This is a genomic window from Phenylobacterium sp. (assembly GCF_030651185.1).
In the GTDB taxonomy this organism is placed as follows: Bacteria; Pseudomonadota; Alphaproteobacteria; order Caulobacterales; family Caulobacteraceae; genus Phenylobacterium.
In genome coordinates, this window is the sequence record NZ_JAUSCJ010000035.1 from 1 (window position 1) to 17,218 (window position 17,218).

General features: G+C 69.5%; 19 protein-coding genes and 1 pseudogene. 14 read left to right on the forward strand and 6 right to left on the reverse strand.

Translation table 11 applies throughout. The features are described 5' to 3' along the window. From Q7J39_RS17030 to xth, 5 genes and pseudogenes are all read right to left on the reverse strand, one after another. Positions 1-580 (reverse strand): annotated as a pseudogene (locus Q7J39_RS17030) (hypothetical protein); the annotation flags it as partial. A 43-nt stretch (positions 581-623) separates the two neighbouring features. Continuing rightward, positions 624-1,433, reverse strand: coding sequence for a DUF2145 domain-containing protein (locus Q7J39_RS17035; protein ID WP_304827919.1), 810 nt, complete (start codon positions 1,431-1,433; stop codon positions 624-626). After that, positions 1,430-1,795, reverse strand: coding sequence for a hypothetical protein (locus Q7J39_RS17040; protein ID WP_304827922.1), 366 nt, complete (start codon positions 1,793-1,795; stop codon positions 1,430-1,432). The genes Q7J39_RS17035 and Q7J39_RS17040 overlap by 4 nt, the downstream gene beginning before the upstream one ends. A gap of 95 nt (positions 1,796-1,890) precedes the next feature. After that, on the reverse strand, positions 1,891-2,877 hold the full coding sequence (locus Q7J39_RS17045) for an NAD-dependent epimerase/dehydratase family protein (protein WP_304827925.1): 987 nt from the start codon (positions 2,875-2,877) through the stop codon (positions 1,891-1,893). A gap of 3 nt (positions 2,878-2,880) precedes the next feature. Further along, the gene (xth, locus tag Q7J39_RS17050; protein WP_304827928.1) at positions 2,881-3,660 is read right to left on the reverse strand and encodes an exodeoxyribonuclease III; all 780 of its coding nucleotides are present in this window, start codon (positions 3,658-3,660) and stop codon (positions 2,881-2,883) included. 145 nt (positions 3,661-3,805) lie between these two features. Between xth and Q7J39_RS17055 the strand changes: the two genes are divergently transcribed. From Q7J39_RS17055 to Q7J39_RS17065, 3 genes are all read left to right on the forward strand, one after another. Then, entirely contained in the window at positions 3,806-4,144 is a 339-nt protein-coding gene (locus tag Q7J39_RS17055) for a hypothetical protein (RefSeq protein ID WP_304827932.1), read from the forward strand. Positions 4,145-4,258: 114 nt separating this feature from the next. Continuing rightward, entirely contained in the window at positions 4,259-6,388 is a 2,130-nt protein-coding gene (locus tag Q7J39_RS17060) for a TonB-dependent receptor (RefSeq protein ID WP_304827935.1), read from the forward strand. Continuing rightward, on the forward strand, positions 6,388-7,434 hold the full coding sequence (locus Q7J39_RS17065; RefSeq protein ID WP_304827937.1) for a PepSY domain-containing protein: 1,047 nt from the start codon (positions 6,388-6,390) through the stop codon (positions 7,432-7,434). The genes Q7J39_RS17060 and Q7J39_RS17065 overlap by 1 nt, the downstream gene beginning before the upstream one ends. Positions 7,435-7,604: 170 nt before the next feature. Here the strand turns inward: Q7J39_RS17065 and erpA are convergent, their stop codons facing one another. Then, the gene (gene erpA, locus Q7J39_RS17070; RefSeq protein ID WP_215339752.1) at positions 7,605-7,937 is read right to left on the reverse strand and encodes an iron-sulfur cluster insertion protein ErpA; all 333 of its coding nucleotides are present in this window, start codon (positions 7,935-7,937) and stop codon (positions 7,605-7,607) included. A gap of 80 nt (positions 7,938-8,017) precedes the next feature. Here erpA and Q7J39_RS17075 point away from each other — a divergent pair, with 80 nt between their 5' ends. The 11 genes from Q7J39_RS17075 (at position 8,018) to Q7J39_RS17125 (ending at position 17,160) form a co-directional block, all read left to right on the forward strand. Further along, on the forward strand, positions 8,018-9,196 hold the full coding sequence (locus Q7J39_RS17075) for a deoxyguanosinetriphosphate triphosphohydrolase (RefSeq protein WP_304827941.1): 1,179 nt from the start codon (positions 8,018-8,020) through the stop codon (positions 9,194-9,196). Between the two features lie 99 nt (positions 9,197-9,295). After that, positions 9,296-10,078, forward strand: a complete 783-nt coding sequence (locus Q7J39_RS17080; protein ID WP_304827944.1) for an SPOR domain-containing protein — start codon at positions 9,296-9,298, stop codon at positions 10,076-10,078. Continuing rightward, a complete protein-coding gene (gene nagZ, locus Q7J39_RS17085) occupies positions 10,075-11,097 on the forward strand; it encodes a beta-N-acetylhexosaminidase (RefSeq protein WP_304827947.1) in 1,023 nt (340 codons plus the stop codon). The genes Q7J39_RS17080 and nagZ overlap by 4 nt, the downstream gene beginning before the upstream one ends. Then, on the forward strand, positions 11,094-11,903 hold the full coding sequence (locus Q7J39_RS17090; protein WP_304827950.1) for a ScpA family protein: 810 nt from the start codon (positions 11,094-11,096) through the stop codon (positions 11,901-11,903). Before nagZ ends, Q7J39_RS17090 begins: the two co-directional genes overlap by 4 nt. Beyond that, positions 11,900-12,544, forward strand: coding sequence for an SMC-Scp complex subunit ScpB (gene scpB, locus Q7J39_RS17095; RefSeq protein ID WP_304827953.1), 645 nt, complete (start codon positions 11,900-11,902; stop codon positions 12,542-12,544). Before Q7J39_RS17090 ends, scpB begins: the two co-directional genes overlap by 4 nt. Positions 12,545-12,663: 119 nt before the next feature. After that, a complete protein-coding gene (gene tatA, locus Q7J39_RS17100; RefSeq protein WP_293495106.1) occupies positions 12,664-12,873 on the forward strand; it encodes a twin-arginine translocase TatA/TatE family subunit in 210 nt (69 codons plus the stop codon). Positions 12,874-12,946: 73 nt separating this feature from the next. Continuing rightward, positions 12,947-13,489: a Sec-independent protein translocase protein TatB gene (tatB, locus tag Q7J39_RS20910; RefSeq protein ID WP_370690097.1), complete on the forward strand. Its 543-nt coding sequence runs from the start codon at positions 12,947-12,949 to the stop codon at positions 13,487-13,489. Then, on the forward strand, positions 13,486-14,376 hold the full coding sequence (gene tatC / locus Q7J39_RS17110; RefSeq protein ID WP_304827958.1) for a twin-arginine translocase subunit TatC: 891 nt from the start codon (positions 13,486-13,488) through the stop codon (positions 14,374-14,376). Before tatB ends, tatC begins: the two co-directional genes overlap by 4 nt. A gap of 58 nt (positions 14,377-14,434) precedes the next feature. Next, positions 14,435-15,715, forward strand: coding sequence for a serine--tRNA ligase (serS, locus tag Q7J39_RS17115; RefSeq protein ID WP_304827961.1), 1,281 nt, complete (start codon positions 14,435-14,437; stop codon positions 15,713-15,715). Further along, entirely contained in the window at positions 15,712-16,488 is a 777-nt protein-coding gene (surE, locus tag Q7J39_RS17120; protein WP_304827964.1) for a 5'/3'-nucleotidase SurE, read from the forward strand. Before serS ends, surE begins: the two co-directional genes overlap by 4 nt. A gap of 12 nt (positions 16,489-16,500) precedes the next feature. Continuing rightward, positions 16,501-17,160 carry a protein-L-isoaspartate(D-aspartate) O-methyltransferase gene (locus tag Q7J39_RS17125; RefSeq protein ID WP_304827967.1) on the forward strand — a complete coding sequence of 220 codons (660 nt, stop codon included), beginning with the start codon at positions 16,501-16,503 and terminating at the stop codon, positions 17,158-17,160. The last annotated feature ends 58 nt before the right edge of the window (positions 17,161-17,218 follow it).

The window sequence follows — 17,218 nt, forward strand, 5'->3', positions numbered from 1 at the left end:
GCGGCGCCAGGGGGGCGGTGACGGCGGTGGCGGCGGCTGCGGCGGGGGTGAGGGCGCGCGGCCGGCGCAGGATGGCCTCGGCGCGAGCCAGCCAGCGGTTGGCCTCCAGCACGGCGGCGCCGGGGGAGGCGGCGACGCGGCGGCTCTCGTCGCCGGTCAGCCAGAGGTCGAGCTCGAAGTCGGGGTGCTGCGGGTCGTCGAAGATCAGCCGCAGGGTGACGCGGGCGGCGTGGCTGACCCGCTGATCCAGGGCGCGGCGCGGCTCGTCGCGGTGGGCGCGGGCCACCACCTGGTCGTCGATGATCAGCTCGGCGCCCATCAGTTCGTCGATCCGGTAGACCAGGCACCAGGCCCCGGCGTCCCAGGCGACGGCGGCCAGGCCGGTGGCGAAATTGACGCCCACGCCGCGGCCTCGGCCGCGGGCCACCAGCACCGCCTCGGGTTCGCCCTTGAGCACGCGCCGAAGCGCCCGGCCGATCCGCCGGTCCTCATCGAAGAACCAGATGGCGAAGGAGCCCGCGAAGGTCACCGCGGTCCCGGCCAGGGCCAACATCAACAGGAGCCGGACGACGTCGTTCATGAGGCGACGCTAGCGGTGTTCGGCCCAGCCGAAAAGCGAACGATCAGCGCGCGTAGTTGATGGAATAGGTCGCTTCCAGCAGGTTGTTTTCGCGCATGAATTCCGCCATCGATTCATAGGTCGCGGTGCGGATCGGCCCGCTCTGGTCGTCGGTGCGCAGCCGCTGGTCGGCGATGGGGCCAAACAGCCGCAGGACGGCGTTAGCCTTCACCAGGGTCGGCTTGTAGTGGGCCTTCAGGTCGGCGGTGATCTGGTCGGGGTTGCTGGTCTGCCAGATCGCCGCGGCGATGACGTTGAGCATGAAGTTGTTGCAGTTCTGGTAGGTCCGCTTCCACGGATTGGCCACCAGGGAGTAGGCCGGGTTGTGAACGGCCTGGTAGGTCGGGCTGTCGATCACCGCGATGATCCGGCGCTGCATCTCCGGCGAGGGGATGATCACCGCCATGTCGTCGACGGTGGAGCCGCGGGTGAAGTCGAAGGGATAGTCCTGGACCAGCCGGCTCTCGATCTTCGACCAGGCTTTCCCGTCCCCGGCATAGAGGTTGTAGACAGCGTAGCCCTGCTGGGTCCTGCCGTCGGCGGTGCGGATCGTGCGGTGCACCCAGAAGCCGCCGTGGGTGTAGCTGATCCCCTCCGGCAGCTGGCTGCGCGGCCGGCCGGTGCGGAAGACGATGGCCAGCTTGGCGCCGCGCGCGGCGAGGTCGCGCTCCACCTGTTTCGAGAAGGCCGCGGCCTCCGGCGCCGTGAAGTGGGGCGCAACGGCGTTGGCCGAGGAGTCCTGGGCGGCGGCGGGCAGGCCCGCCGTGGTCAGGGCGCAGGCCGCGGCGGCGGCGAGCAGGGCGCGGCGGATCATTTCTTGGCCGGGGCGGGGGTGTTGTAAGGCACGGCGGGCGCCGGGTCGGCGGAGACCACGACCTTGTCGTCCACCACCAGCTTGCCGGACTCGGCCGCGGAGTCCGCCACCGAGGCGCCCGCGCCGACCGAGGCCGCGCCGCTGGCCATCACCGCCGAGCCGCCGGCCATGGAGCCGGCGCCCACGACGCTGGCGGGCACGGCGGAGACGCCGACGGCGGTCTTCACGCCCGACGACGCCAGCAGGCCCGCGGCCTCCGACGTCGCGGCCGAGGCGCCCGAGGCGTCGGTGGCGCTGTCCTGGGCGAATGCGGGGGCGGCCAGCAGGGCCAGGGCGAGGGTGGCGGGCAGGAGCGAACGCATAACGGGTCTTTCATGTTGAGGGCGGCGTCTTAACCACGCCGTTCCGATCCCGCCAGTTAAGCTTTCGCAAGCTGAACCGTTGCTGACAGGGGGCGCTACTTCGCCGGCGGGGTCTGGAACATCTGCGGCGGGTAGGCGGCCAGGCCCGGGAAGGCGCTGAGCCAGTCCTTGCCGTTGGCCTCCGCCACCAGAGCGGCGCACAGGGCGGGCGCGGCGGCGGCGTAGTCGGTGACGGGGCGGTAGCCGAGGGCGGCCGCGGCGCTCATGTCGGCCACCAGGGGCGCCTCGACGCTCCAGGGGGTGCGGCCCTTCCAGCCCTTGGGCGGGCCGGGGAAGGGGGCGAGGGTCGCCGTCGAGCCCATGGCGGTGAGGATCGCCTGCCCGATCTCGGCGACCGTCAGGGCCTGAGGGTCGGCGGCGTTGAGGACATGGACGCCGGGCTGTTCAAGGGCGACACGGGTGAGTTCGGCGAGGTTGGCGGTGGCCGTGGTGTGGAAGCGGCTCATCCCGTCGTAGGCCAGCGGAATGGCGCCCGCGCCGCGGAGAATTTGCGCCAGGAACCACCATTCGCGAGGCGCGCGGCTGCCCGGGCCGTGGACGGCGAAGGGGCGCAGGATCTTCAGGGGGATGTGTGCGCCCGCCAGCAGGACGTCCTCCATCGCCACCTTGTTGGTGGAATAGTCGGCCTCGCCGGGCAGGGCGCGGCGCTGGTTCTCGGTGAGGGGTATCGGGTATCGGGCGCCGTCGCCCAGGGTGCGGCCTTCGTCGTCCACATAGACGCTGCCCGTGGAGATCACCGCCAGCGCGCCAAGACGGTCCTGCAGGGCCAGCCATTGGCGCGCGTGGGCTGCGTTGTAGGCCACGGTGTCGATGACGGCGTCGAAGGGGTTGGCGAGCGCGTCGCGCAGGGCGCGGTCGTCCTCGCGATCCAGCACGGTGACCGTCACGCGGCCCTGGAGGTCGGCGGGCAGGCCGCCGTGCCGCTGGCCGACAGTGACGTCCCAGCCGGCGTCGAGCAGGTTGAGCGCCGCCGCCTGGCCGATCTGGCCGGAGCCTCCAAGGATGAAGGCGCGGCGGCTCATGGGTTAGAGGTCCAGTTCCGTCACCACCGGCACGTGGTCGGAGGGCTTGTCCCAGCCGCGCACGTCGCGGTGGATGACGCAGGCCAGCAGCTTGTCGGCGGCCTGGGGGGAGAGCAGGGCGTGGTCGATACGGATGCCGTTGTTCCGCTGCCAGGCGCCGGCCTGATAGTCCCAGAAGGTGTAGCTCTCGGGCGCTCCGTCGATGGCCAGGAAGGCCTCGGTGAGGCCCAGCCACTTCAGGGCGCGGAAGGCCTCGCGGCTCTGCGGCTGGAAGAGGGCGTCCTTGGTCCAGTTTTCGGGATGGGCGGCGTCGCGGGGCTCGGGGATGACGTTGAAGTCGCCGGTCAGCACCAGCGGCTCCTCATAGGCCAGCAGGTCGCGGGCGTGGGCGTTGAGGCGGGCCATCCAGGAGAGCTTGTAGGGAAATTTCTCGGTGTCGATGGGGTTGCCGTTGGGCAGGTAGATCGAGGCGACCCGGACCGGATTGGGGCCGGAGACCACGGCCTCGATGTAGCGGGCCTGCTCGTCGCCGTCGTCGCCCGGCAGGCCCTTGCGGACGTCCTCCAGGGGCGTCTTGGAGAGAAGCGCGACGCCATTGTAGGTCTTCTGGCCGTGGACGGCGACATTATAGCCAAGCTGTTCAAAGGCTTCGGCGGGAAACTTCTCGTCGATGCACTTGATCTCCTGCAGGCAGGCGACATCGGGGGAGGCCTCCTCGAACCAGCGCAGCACGGTCTCGAGGCGGGCGTTGACCGAGTTGACGTTCCAGGTGGCGATCTTCATGGGCGTCCTTCGGCGTGGGCAGGTGTCCCGGTCTAGCCTCTCGGGCGCGGTGCGAACAAGCGCCCGCTAGCCTCACACGCGACCTGTGACCGCCCGCCCGGCGATTCAGTTTGACGGGCGGGGGTCGGATGGGGACCTTGCGCCCATGTCCGGGGCTTCCAAGAACAGGCGACAGCTTTCACGTCGCGCGCGGATGATCTGGCTGGGCGTGGCGACGGGGCTCTGCCTGACCCTCGCCCCGTTCGGCGCGGTGGGCGCGCTGTTCTCGCCGCTGGTGTTCGACCACCAGGGCAACATCCTCAATCCGCTGGCCTGGATCGCCTTCCTGATGATGGTCCTGTTCTGGATCGTCTGCCTGATCGGGCCCTTCGGCGCCTGGGTGCTGTTCAAGCGCGATCAGGAATCCCTGGCCTGGGCCGCCATGGCCGCGCCCCTGGCCTGGCTGATGCTGCTGGTGGCGATCCTGCAGTTCATTCCGGGGTGACGGGCTTTCCCTCCCCTTCACGGGAGGGATGACGGCGGCAGGTCAGCGGTTGACCGGTCCGGCCGGCTCTGCCATTTGGCAGCGACTGAGACTTATTCGCAAATTGGAAGACCCATGAAACTCCAAGCCCTGTTCGGAGGGACGGCGCTCGCCCTCCTGGCCGCGATCGTTCCGGCCCAGGCCCAGGTCGGCATCCCCGAGGACAAGGCGGTGGACGAGCTGGTGATCACAGCCATGCGCTTCGACGCGCCGCGCGCCACCGTGCCCTCCACCATCCAGATCATCGGCGCGGGCGACCTGCGCATCCAGCAGTCGCTGGGAATGAGCGCGGTGGAGGCGGTCGCCGCCCTGGCGCCGTCCTTCTCGCCGACCCGGCAGAAGCTGTCGGGCGCCGGCGAGACCCTGCGCGGCCGCTCGCCCCTCTATCTCGTGGACGGCGTGCCGCAGTCGACGCCCCTGCGCGACGACAGCCGCGACGGCTTCACCATCGATCCCTTCTTCATCGACCGAGTCGAGGTGGTGTTCGGGTCCAACGCCATCCAGGGGGTCGGCGCCACCGGTGGGGTGATCAACTATGTCACCGCGCCGACGCCGAAGTCCGGCCAGGGCTGGACCGGCAAGGTCCTGGCCCAGACCAGCTTCGACGAAGGGAACCTGGACGACAGCTTTAGCTACAAGGCCGCCGGCCTGGTGGGCCGCGACTTCGGCGCCTGGGACTTCGTGGCCGGCGCATCCTACGAAGAGCGCGGCGGCTATTTCGACGCCGACGGCCGCCGCATCGGCATCGACGCGACCCAGGGCGAACTCCAGAACTCCGACAGCTGGTCCCTGTTCGGCAAGGCCGGGGTGGACCTGGGCGGAGAGCGCCGCCTGGAGGCCATGGTCAACCACTTCGCGCTGGAGGGCGGCGCCGGCTACGTGCTGGTCAACGGCGCCCGCGCCACCGGCCGACCGGCCAGCGCCGTGAAGGGCGTACAGCCCGGCAAGGCGCCGGCCAACGAAGTCACCTCCGCGGCGATCACCTACAAGGATGGCGCCCTGTTCGGCGGCGCCCTGACGGCCCAGGCCTTCGCCCACGACTATCACGGCGTGTTCGGCGGCTCGATCACCGGGACCTTCCAGGATGTGCGGATCGCCCCGATCAACACCCTGTTCGACCAGTCGGCCAACAACTCCCAGAAGCAGGGCTTCAAGCTGGACTACGAGCGCGGCTTTGCAGCCCTGCCGGGGTTCAAGGTCCTGGTCGGCCTCGATGGCCTGAAGGACAAGACCTATCAGGAACTGCTGCTCACCAACCGGATCTGGGTGCCCAAGACCACCTACAAGAGTCTGTCGCCATTCCTGCAGGTCCACCAGGCCCTGTGGGACGACCGCATTCACCTGTCGGCCGGCGTGCGCCAGGAAAACGCCACCCTGGAGGTCGGTGACTTCACCACGCTCGCCTCGTCGGGCGCCACCCGGGTCAGCGGCGGCGAGCCGAGCTTCACCGAGGTGCTCAGCAATGTGGGCGCCACCTTCCGGGTCATGGACGGCGTGACCACCTACGCCTCCTACGCCCAGGGCTTCACCATGCCGGACGTCGGCCGGGTGCTGCGGGCCATCAACACACCGGGCCGCGACATCGACACCTATCTGGACGTCAATCCGGTGGTCTCCGACAACATCGAGCTGGGGGTGGAGTTCACCCGCGGGCCGGTGAACGGATCGCTGGCCTGGTTCACCTCGTCCTCGGACAAGGGCGCGCTGCTGGTGCTCAACGCCGGCGGAACCTTCGACGTGCAGCGCCAGCGCACCGAGATCGAGGGGATCGAGGCCACCGTGAAGTGGGCGGCCAACACCTGGCTGACCCTGGGGGCGGCCTATTCGCATCTGGACGGCCGCACCGACACCAATGGCGACGGCGCCGTGGACGCCGACCTGGACGGCGCCAACATCTCGCCGGACCGCCTGACCCTGACCGCCGACGCCACCTATGGCGCCTTTGACTTCCGTCTGCAGGGCCAGGTCTTTGAGGCCCGCAGCTTCCAGGGCCAGCCGGTGGCCAACAATTTCGAGGGCTATGAGCTGCTGGACGCCGTGGCCGCCTGGAATGGGCCCTTCGGCGTGGTCAGCCTGGGGGTCCGCAACCTGCTGGACGCGCAGTACATCACCTACAACAGCGACACGACCAACCCGACCGACAACAGCCGCTACTTCGCCGGCCAGGGCCGTGCGGTCACCCTCGGGATCGTGAAGAGCTTCTGATGGGTCTGATCCGCACCCTGCACGCCTGGGCCGGCGCGATCCTGGCGCTGATCCTGGTGCTGCTCGGCCTCACCGGCTCCCTGCTGGTGCTGCGCGAGGACTGGGTGAAGCTGACCGTGCCGGAGGCGCGGATGGGGGTGACGCCGTCCGCCGCGGTGCTGGGGGCGGCGGCCGAGGCGGTGGAGGCGCAGGGGCGTCCGCGCAGCATGATGTTCGCTGGGCCGCACATCGGCGTCCACCGGCTGACTTACCCCGAGGACGGCATGGCCTATGCCGCCGCCGACGGCGCCATCCTGGCCCGCTGGACCGACACCGAGCGGGTCGAGCAATGGGTCTTCCAGTTGCACCACCGCCTGCTGGCCGGAGAGAGCGGCGAGATCGTGGTGGGGGTCGCGGGCCTGGCGGGCGCAGTGCTGTGCCTGACCGGGGTGATCGTCTGGTTCCCGGCCTGGCGCAGCTTTGCGGGCAAGGTCTGGCCCAGGTCGATGGCGCGGCGGGACCTGGTGTCGTCGCACCGGGACATGGGGATTCTCATGGCCGTCCCGGTCTTCGTCCTGTGCCTGACCGGCGGAATGATCATCTTCAACGACACCAGCAAGGCCCTGGTGACCCGGTTGGCGCCCGGCGGCATCGAGACGCCCAAGCCGCCCAAAGGTGGGCAGGGCGATATCGACTGGCCCCTGGCGCTGGCGGGCGCTCAGGCCGCCTTCCCGCAGGCGACCCTGCGGCTGGCCAGCTGGCCAGCCAAGCCGGGCGCGCCGGCCGTCATCCGCCTGAAACAGCCCGCCGAATGGCATCCCAACGGCCGCACCCTGGTCTATATCGACCCGGCGACGTCGCAGGTGGTCGGCACGGTGGACGCCCAGGCCTTTGGCCCCGGAGCGCGGTTCCAGAACGCGGTCTACCCGATCCACGCCGCCTCTCCGGGCGGCCGGCTCTACGACCTGGTGGTGTTCTTTGGGGGACTGGCCCTGGCGGCCCTGGGCGGGCTCGGCCTCTGGTCGTTCCTGATCCAGCAGCGCCGGACCTGGGCGCGGGGGCGGTGACCTTCCGAGCCCACCTCGTCATCCCGGCCGCAGCGAAGCGAAGAGCCGGGACCTAGGGGCGCAGCGCTCGGCCCCTGGGTCCCGGGTCTCCCCAGCGGGTCGCCCGGGATGACGGAGGTTGTCGGTCTGAGGGTAGAGCGCGACCCGACAAGCGGAGAAGGGCTTCGATGCTAGATCGAGAAGCTCACGCCGCAGCCGCAGCTGGACTTGGCGTTGGGGTTGCGGATGCGGAACTCCGCGCCGGCCAGTTCGTCGACATAGTCGATCACCGAGCCCTTGAGCAGGATCAGGCTCATCTCGTCCACCAGGGCCGCGGCCCCGTCCAGTTCGACCCGCAGGTCGTCGGACTGCGGCTCGCTGACCAGGTCGAACTGGTACTGGAAGCCCGAGCAGCCGCCGCCCTCCACGGCCACGCGCAGCATGACCGGATGACCCTCGGCCTTGCTGAGGTCATGCAGCCTCTGGGCCGCGGTCGGGGAGAGGGTTAGGTCGGATGTGGTCATGATGCGTAAAAGCCTCGTCTGGACTATATGAGGGTCCCAGGGCGTCTCACCAAGAGGCCTATCGTGATTTGCGAGCATACATGGCTTTGACGGTTCCGCCCCGCGCGCCCTACGCCGAAGACCCCGCCCTGTCTTTGGGCCGCAAGGTCGCCGAGCCCGAGAGCCGGAACCGCACCCCCTTCGCCCGCGACCGCGACCGTATCATCCACGCCACGGCCTTCCGGCGGCTGAAGGAGAAGACTCAGGTCTTCGTGGCCCACGAGGGCGACCACTTCCGCACCCGACTGACCCACTCGCTGGAGGTGGCCCAGGTGGCGCGTTCCCTGGCCAGCGCCCTCGGGCTGGACGCCGACCTCGCCGAGACCATCGCGCTGGCCCACGATCTCGGCCATCCGCCCTTCGGCCATGCCGGAGAGGACGAGCTGCAGGTGCAGATGGAGCCGTTCGGCGGCTTCGACCACAATGTGCAGACCTTCCGGGTGGTCACCAAGCTGGAGCGCCGCTATCCGCGCTGGGACGGACTGAACCTGACCTGGGAGACCCTGGAGGGGGTGATCAAGCACAATGGCCCGGTGACGGCCAAGCTCAGCCAGCCCTCCTGGAAGGCGATCTCCGAGTTCGACGCCGAGTACGACCTGGGCCTCGACACCTGGGCCTCGGCGGAGGCGCAGTGCGCGGCGCTGGCCGACGACATCGCCTACAACAACCACGACGTGGACGACGGGGTTCAGGCGGGCCTGTTCCACCTGAAGGAGCTGCTGGACGTGCCGCTGATCGGGCCGATCCTGGCGGGCGTCTACAAGGAATACCCCGACCTCGACCCCGGCATCATCCGCCTGGAGGCCGTGCGCCGGATGATCGGGGCGATGATCGACGACGTGCTGGCCGAGACCAACCGCCGCGCGAGCGCCTCCAAGGTCGCCTCGGCCGACGACGTCCGCCACCTGGACCACGCCCTGGTGGCCTTCTCCCGCGACATGCTCGAGGATCTGGGCCAGCTGCGGGAATTCCTGATGAACCGCATGTACCGGCACTGGAAGGTGAACCGCACCCGTTCCCAGGCCCGCCGTATTCTGGCCGAGATGTTCCAGTTGTTCATGAGCGAGCCCGATGTCCTGCCGACGGAGTGGTTCGCCCGGTCGCAGAACCGCGACGACGCCGGCCGCGCCCGGGTGGTGTGTGACTACATCGCCGGCATGACCGACCGCTTCGCCATTGAAGAGCACCGCAGGCTTTTCCACCTCGACGTCTGGAATTAGGCGTTCCGGGCGGTTCGAAGCCCGCCGCCCTTCGGTACACTGAGCCCGACGCCGCGCGATTCGTTTCGCGCGCGCTTTCGATTCCCTTGGGAGCCTTTGATGACCAACCCCGACCGCGGAGCCTATACGCCGCCCACCGACGCGCCGCTGTCCTTCGACGCGCGCCAGCCGGTGCGGGGAACCCGGCCCGCGCCGATGATGCTGATCATCAGCGCCCTGGTCCTGGTCGGCCTGGTGGTGGCGATCGTGATCTTCTACCGCTCGGGCGTGCGCCAGGCCGGCGCCGCGCCGCAGGCGGTGGGAACCCCCGTGGGGGCCATCAAGGGCCCGGCGCCCGAAGAGGCCCAGCCTGTGGACCCGGCCGCGGGCCTGCAGATCTATCAGTCGTCGGAGGGCGCAGCCGCCCCGGCGGCCCCCAACTTCACCGCGCCGCCGGAGCAGCCCGCTGCGCGTGATGCGGCGCCCGCGGTCGTCGTGACCCCGGCCGCCAAGCCCGCGCCGATCGCCCCGCCGATCGCGACCAAGTCGCAGCAGACCGGACCGGTCGCCGCCCTGCCGATCGCACCTGAGCCCAAGCCGGTTCCGGCCCTGAAGCCCAACCTGCCGGCCGCCACCCCGCCCAAGCCGGTGGCCAGCGCCGGCGGCGCGGCTTCCGTGCAGATCGGCGCCTTCTCCTCGTCCGCCTTGGCCGACAAGGGCTGGAACGACGCCGCCCGGATCGCGCCGGGCGCCACGGCCGGTAAGGGCAAGCGGGTCGAGGCCATCCAGAAGGACGGCGCCACCCTCTATCGGACGGCCGTGACCGGCTTCGCCAGCCGCGCCGACGCGACCGCCTTCTGCGATCAGCTCAAGGCCGCGGGCAAGAGCTGCTTCGTGAAGTGAGCATCAGCGCCTCCATCCTCGGCTGCGCAGGCCTGACCCTTTCCCAGGAGGAGCAGGCCTTCTTCCGTGACGTGCGTCCCTGGGGGTTCATCCTCTTCAAGCGCAACGTCGAGAGCCCCGACCAGGTGCGCGCGCTGACCCAGGCCCTGCGCGCCTGCGTCGACCGGCCCGAGGCGCCGATCCTGATCGACCAGGAGGGGGGGCGGGTCGCCCGCCTGGGCCCGCCGCACTGGCGGCGCTATCCGCCGGGCCGCGCCTATGGCGAACTGCCGGCCAACGACCCCCTGCTGCGCCGGGAGATCACCCGTCTGGGGGGGCGCCTGCTGGCCCATGACCTCTCGGCCCTGGGCATCAATGTCGACTGCGTCCCGGTTCTGGACGTACCCAGCGAAGGCGCCCACGACATCATCGGCGACCGCGCCTATGCCAGGACCCCCGAGGGCGTGGCCCAGCTGGGCCGCGCGGCCTGCGAGGGGCTGATCGCCGGCGGGGTGCTGCCGGTGATCAAACACATCCCCGGTCACGGTCGGGCCCTGGCCGACAGCCACCACGACCTGCCGGTGGTGGACGCCGCCTATGAGGACCTCGACACCCACGACTTCGCGCCCTTCCGGGTCCTGTCGGACATGCCGATGGCGATGAGCGCCCACGTCGTCTACACGGCCGTCGATCCACGGGGGCCGGCGACGACCTCCAAGCGGGTGATCAGCACGGTGATCCGCAAGGCCATCGGGTTCGACGGCCTGCTGATGACCGACGACCTGTCGATGAAGGCGCTGGGCGGCGACTTCAGCTCCCGCGCCAAGACCGCTCTGTCGGCGGGCTGCGACGTGATCCTGCACTGCAATGGCGACATGGCCGAGATGAAGGCGGTGATCGCCGGGACCCGGGCGCTCACCGGCCGCGCCGCCCAGCGGGCCCGCGCGGCCCTGGGTCGCATCGCCCGCGTCCCCGAGCCCTTCGATGCTGAGGAAGCCCGCGCCCGATTCGATGCGGCCTTCGAGGGACGCTGGTCTTGAGCAACACCTTCCAGCCCAATCTGGATTTCGAGGCGGCGACCACGGCGGCCGAGGATGGCGAGGCCCTGATCATCGATCTGGACGGCTATGAGGGTCCGCTGCACGTCCTGCTGGCCCTGGCGCGCAGCCAGAAGGTCGACCTGATGAAGCTGTCGATCACCAAGCTGGCCGACCAGTACCTGGCCTTCGTGCAGCAGGCCCGGCGCATCCGGTTTTCGCTGGCCGCCGACTATCTGGTGATGGCCGCCTGGCTGACCTATCTGAAGTCCCGCCTGCTGCTGCCCAAGCCCGAGCGGCCCAAGGCCGAGGAGCCTCCGGCCGAGGAGATGGCCGCCCAGCTGGCCTTCCGGCTGGCCAAGCTGGACGCCATGCGCAAGTCCGCCGAGACCCTGCGCGACGGGCCGCAGCTGGGCCGCGAGGTCTTCCTGCGCGGTGACCCGCAGGCCATCCAGATCATCCCGTCCAACCGTCTCGAGGGCGACCTCTACGGCCTGATGAGCGCCTATATCGCCCAGCGGAAGAAGGAGCAGGGCCGCCACTACACCCCGCGTACGCCCCAGGCCTATCCGCTGGAGGAGGCCCGCGACCGGCTGCGCGAGATGCTGCCCGACCTGTCGCGCTGGACCTCCCTGCAGGGCATCGCTCCCATGCGCCCCAGCGCCGAGGCCGGGCCGAGCCGCGCCTCCTATGTGGCCTCGACCCTCTCGGCCAGCCTGGAGCTGGTGAAGGAAGGCGCCATGGAGGCCCGCCAACTCGAGGCCTTCGCTGACATCTTCCTGCGCGCGCGCCGGGGAGCCGCGGCGTGACCCCTCCCGCCGAGCGTCAGGTCGAGGCCCTGCTGTTCGCCGCCGCGGGCCCGCTGAGCCTGGACGACATCGCCAAGCGGCTGCCGGCCAATTCCGATGTCGAGGCGGCCATCGCCGCCCTGCAGAAGGCCTATGAGGGCAGGGGGGTGGAGCTGGTCTGCGTCGCCGACCGCTGGCGGTTCCAGACCTCGCCGGACCTCGCCTTCCTGATGACCGAGGAGCGGGAGGAGCCCCGCAGGCTCTCCAAGGCCGCCCAGGAGACCCTGGCCATCATCGCCTACCACCAGCCGGTGACCCGCGCGGAGATCGAGTCCGTGCGCGGGGTGCAGGCCAGCCGCGGCACCCTGGATGTGCTTCTGGAGTTGGGTCTGGTGCGGATGCGCGGCCGCAGGCGCACGCCGGGCCGCCCGGTCACCTACGGCACCACCGACGCCTTCCTTGAGCACTATGGCCTGGCGGGCCTGGCGGATCTGCCCGGCATGGCGGAGATGAAGGCCGCGGGCCTGCTCAGCCTCGACCTGCCGCCGGACTTCGCCATTCCCAATCCGGGCGGTGGCCTGGACGCCGACGAGGACCCGCTGGAGGACGACGCGGCGCCCGAATTCCACACAGACTTCCTCGGCGAGGACGATACGCCATAGTTCTTTGCCCGCAACGCAGGGCAGGGATGGAAGGCGTCTGTACGACAGACTATATTGGGCTTGAGCAACGGGCGGGCGCGCGGCCGGTTTGGCCGCCGACGTGAAGGAGTTTTGTCGCCATGGGCGCAATGAGTTGGGTTCACTGGGTCATCGTTCTGGCGGTGGTCGCGCTGCTGTTCGGCGGCCGTGGCAAGTTGTCGTCCATCATGGGCGACGCCGCCAAGGGCATCCGCGCTTTCAAGGACGGCCTGAAGGGCGAGGACGAAGTCGCCACCGAGGCGACCACGGCCAAGCCGTTGCCGCGCGAAAAAGACGAAGCCCGCAGCTAGTCGGCTGCCGTTCCCGCAATTCCCCCCACGCCGGTCCTGATCGGCGTGGGTTTTCATCGTTTAGGCGTGAGCAATGCTTCCTGAAGTCGGCGGGATGGAACTGCTGGTCATCGCCGCGGTCGCCTTGATCGTGGTGGGGCCGAAGGATCTGCCCATGCTCCTGCGCAAGCTGGGGCAGTTCGTGGCGCGCCTGCGCTCCATGGCCGACGACTTCCGCGCCAGCTTCGACGAGATGGCCCGCCAGTCGGAACTTGACGACCTGCGCAAGGAGGTCGAGGCCATGCGCAAGGGCCAGGCCGCCGACCACGCCGCCGCCGAGGCCGCCAATGTGGAGATCAATCAGGTCTTCAACGAGATCGGCGACAGCCTGCAGGGCGCCGGCATCCAGTTCCATCCGCCGATGAGCCACCAGTACGGTGAGGCCGATGTGGCCGAGGCCGTGGCGCCGGCTCCGGTCGCAAAACCCAGGGCGCCGCGCGCGCCCAAGGCCGCGGCCGCCAAAAGGACCGTCAAGGCCGCGACCAAGCCGAAGGCCAGCCCCGTGAAGGTCGCGACCGCCAAGCCGGCGCCGAAGAAGCCGCCCGCCGCACGGCCCGCCAAGGGAACGGTCTCTTGAGCGACGCCCCTGACGACGAGATCGAGGCGTCCCGCGCGCCGCTGCTGAGCCATCTGGTCGAGCTTCGCTCCCGGCTGATCATCTGCGTCGCGGCCCTGGCCATCGGCTTCGCCATCTGCTTCGGCTTCGCCACCCAGATCTATATCGCCCTGCTGCACCCCTTCGAGGTCGCCGCCCAGCTGATGGCGGCCCAGAAGGCCAGCGGCGGCCACAGCGGCCCCTTCGACCTGCTGCTGGCGCTCACCGGCCTGAAGGAGGTCCCCAGCGTCGCGGGCGCGGGCCTCAAGTTCGTGTTCACCGCGCCGCTGGAATTCTTCTTCACCAAGCTGAAACTGGCCGGCTTCGGGGCGGTGATCCTCACCTTCCCGGTCCTGGCCTGGCAGATCTACGGCTTCGTGGCGCCGGGCCTCTACAAGAAGGAGCGGCACGCCTTCCTGCCGTTCCTGGTGGCCGCGCCGGCCCTGTTCAGCCTGGGTGCGGCCCTGGTCTATTTCATGATCCTGCCCTTCGTCCTGTGGTTCTCGCTGAGCCAGCAGATCACCGGGGTGGGGTCGATCTCGGTGGAGCTGCTGCCCAAGGTCTCCGACTACCTGACCCTGGTGACCACCCTGCTGCTGGCCTTTGGCCTGTGCTTCCAGCTCCCGGTGGTCCTGACCCTGCTGGGCACGGCGGGGATCCTCGACGCCAAGCAGCTGCGGGCCGGCCGCCGCTACGCCATCGTCGGCATCTTCGTGGTGGCGGCCATCGTCACCCCGCCTGATCCCATCAGCCAGACCATGTTGGCCGCGCCGATCATCCTGCTCTACGAAATCTCCATCTGGTGCGTGGCGGCCATCGACCGCCGCCGCAGGCGCGAGGATGAGAGCACGGCCGTGGCGCTGGTCTAGGGCTTGGCCCCGGAGGCGGCGCGCTCTAGAGAAAGCCGCTTACCTCACGGCGGACCCCATGCACGACATCCGAGCCATTCGCGAAACCCCTGAGCTTTACGAGAAAGCCTGGGCTGCGAAGGGCCGCTCCGGGGCGGCGGACCAGGCGATCGCGCTGGACGCCAAGGTCCGCGCGGCGAAGACCGCCGCCGAGACCGCCCAGGCCAAGCGCAACGAGCTGTCCAAGCTGATCGGCCAGGCCAAGGCCCAGAAGAACGAGCCCGAGGCTCAGCGCCTGCTGGCCGAGGTCGAGAGCCTGAAGGGCGCCGGCGCGGCCCAGGCCGAGGCCGAGAGGGCCGCCAGCGCTGAGCTCTTCGACCTGCTGGCCGCCCTGCCGAACCTGCCCATGGCCGACGTGCCGGCCGGCGCGGACGAGAACGACAATGTCGAGCTGCGCCGCTGGGGCGAGCCGAACCACATCTCCTCGCCCAAGGACCACGTGGACCTGGGCGGGGCGCTCGGCCTGATGGACTTCGAGGCCGCCTCGAAGATGAGCGGGGCCCGGTTCGTGGTGCTGAAGGGCCAACTGGCCCGGCTGGAGCGGGCGCTCGGCCAGTTCATGCTGGACGTCCAGACCCAGGAGCACGGCTATACCGAGGTCTCGCCGCCGCTGCTGGTGCGCGACGAGGCGGTGTTCGGCACCAACCAACTTCCGAAGTTCGCCGAGGACCTGTTCCACACCACCGACGGCCGCTGGCTGATCCCCACCGCCGAGGTGTCGCTGACCAACCTGGTGCGCGAGCAGATCACCCCGGAGGAGGAACTGCCGCTGCGGCTCACGGCGCTGACGCCCTGCTTCCGTTCGGAGGCCGGCGCCTCGGGGCGCGACACCCGCGGCATGATCCGCCAGCACCAGTTCTACAAGGTCGAGATGGTGTCGATCACCACCCCCGATCAGTCGGCCGACGAGCACGAGCGGATGGTCGGCTGCGCAGAGGCGATCCTGAAGGCCCTGAACCTGCCGTTCCGCACCATGCTGCTCTGCGCCGGCGACATGGGCTTTGGCGCCCGCAAGAGCGTCGACCTGGAGGTCTGGATCCCCTCGGAGGGCCGCTATCGTGAGATCAGCTCGATCTCCAACTGCGGCGACTTCCAGGCCCGCCGCATGGACGCCCGCACCAAGGCGGCCGGCGAGAAGGGTACGCGCTTCGTCCACACCCTTAACGGCTCGGGCCTGGCCGTGGGCCGGACCCTGGTGGCGGTGATGGAGAACTATCAGGACGAGAACGGCCGCATCGCCATTCCCCAGGCCCTGCATCCCTACCTGCCGGGCCTGACCCACATCGGTGGTGAGGCGTGAGAATCCTGCTGACCAACGACGACGGCATCCATGCCGAAGGCCTGGTCGCCCTGGAAAACATCGCCAAGGTCCTCACCGACGATATCTGGATCTGCGCCCCGGAATACGAGCAGTCGGGCGCCAGCCGGGCCCTGACCCTGTCGGATCCCGTGCGCGTGCGGAAGCTGGACGCGCGGCGCTTCGCCACCAGCGGCACGCCCACCGATTGCGTGATGCTGGCCATCTCCGAGCTGATGGAGGGCGCCAAGCCCGACCTGGTGCTGTCAGGCGTCAATCGCGGGGCCAACCTGGCCGAGGACGTGACGCTGTCGGGCACCGTGGCCGGGGCCATCGAGGGCATGGCGATGGGCATCCCCTCCATCGCCCTGTCCCAGACCGGCTGGCCGACCGGAACCGACGACATCTTCGCGCCCGCCGAGCGGTTCGCGCCCGGCATCATCCGCAAGCTGGTGGAGACCGGCTGGCCCAAGGACGTGATCATCAACGTCAACTTCCCGTCCCGCCCCGTGGAGCAGATCACCGAGGTCGAGGTCACCCGCCAGACCTTCCGCGACATCAATGTGCGCCATGCCGAGAAGCGCACGGACCTGCGGAACCGGGAATATTACTGGATGGGTTTCCGGCAGGAGCTGTCCTCGCCCGCCGCCGGAACCGACCTGAAGGCGATTTACGACGGAAAGATTTCAGTCACGCCCTTGCACATCGACCTGACTCACCTTGAGACCGTTCATCGTCTCAAGGGTGTGCTCGGCGGCGTGCCGCCCAAGGCTTAGGTGACAGGAACAATGGCCAAACCGGAGAAGGACTCGCCCGAAACGCGGCTGGCGCGCCTGATCCTGGGTCTGCGTTCGCAGGGCGTCAGCGACGCCGGCGTGCTGAACGCCATCGAGAGCACGCCCCGCGACCTTTTCACGCCCGACCTGTTCCAGGAGCGCGCCTGGGAGGATTCGGCCCTGCCGATCGCCTGCGGCCAGACCATCAGCCAGCCCTTCATCGTCGGCCTGATGACCCAGGCCCTGGGATTGGAGCCCCGGGCTCGCGTCCTCGAAATCGGCACCGGCTCGGGCTACCAGACCACCGTGCTCTCCAAGCTCTCGCGGCTGGTCTACACGGTGGAGCGCTACCGGACCCTCATGGGGGAGGCCGAGGCCCGCTTCAAGCGACTGGGTCTCACCAATGTGATCACCCGGTTTGGCGATGGGGGGCTCGGCTGGCCCGAGCAGGCGCCTTTCGACCGCATTCTGGTCACAGCCGCGGCGCCGGATGAGCCCAAGGCTTTGCTTTCCCAGTTGAAACCAACGGGGGTGTTGGTGGCGCCGATCGGCAAGGGGCCGGTCCAGAGCCTGAAACGCTATACCGGCGACGGTAAGGGCGGCTTCACGGTGGAGGTTCTGACCGATGTCCGGTTCGTGCCTCTGCTGGACGGCGTGGCCAGAGAGCTTTAGCCGTCCACTTTCCTACGAGTTTGTGGGTTGGCGATGGCGGGCTCCTTAACCCATCATT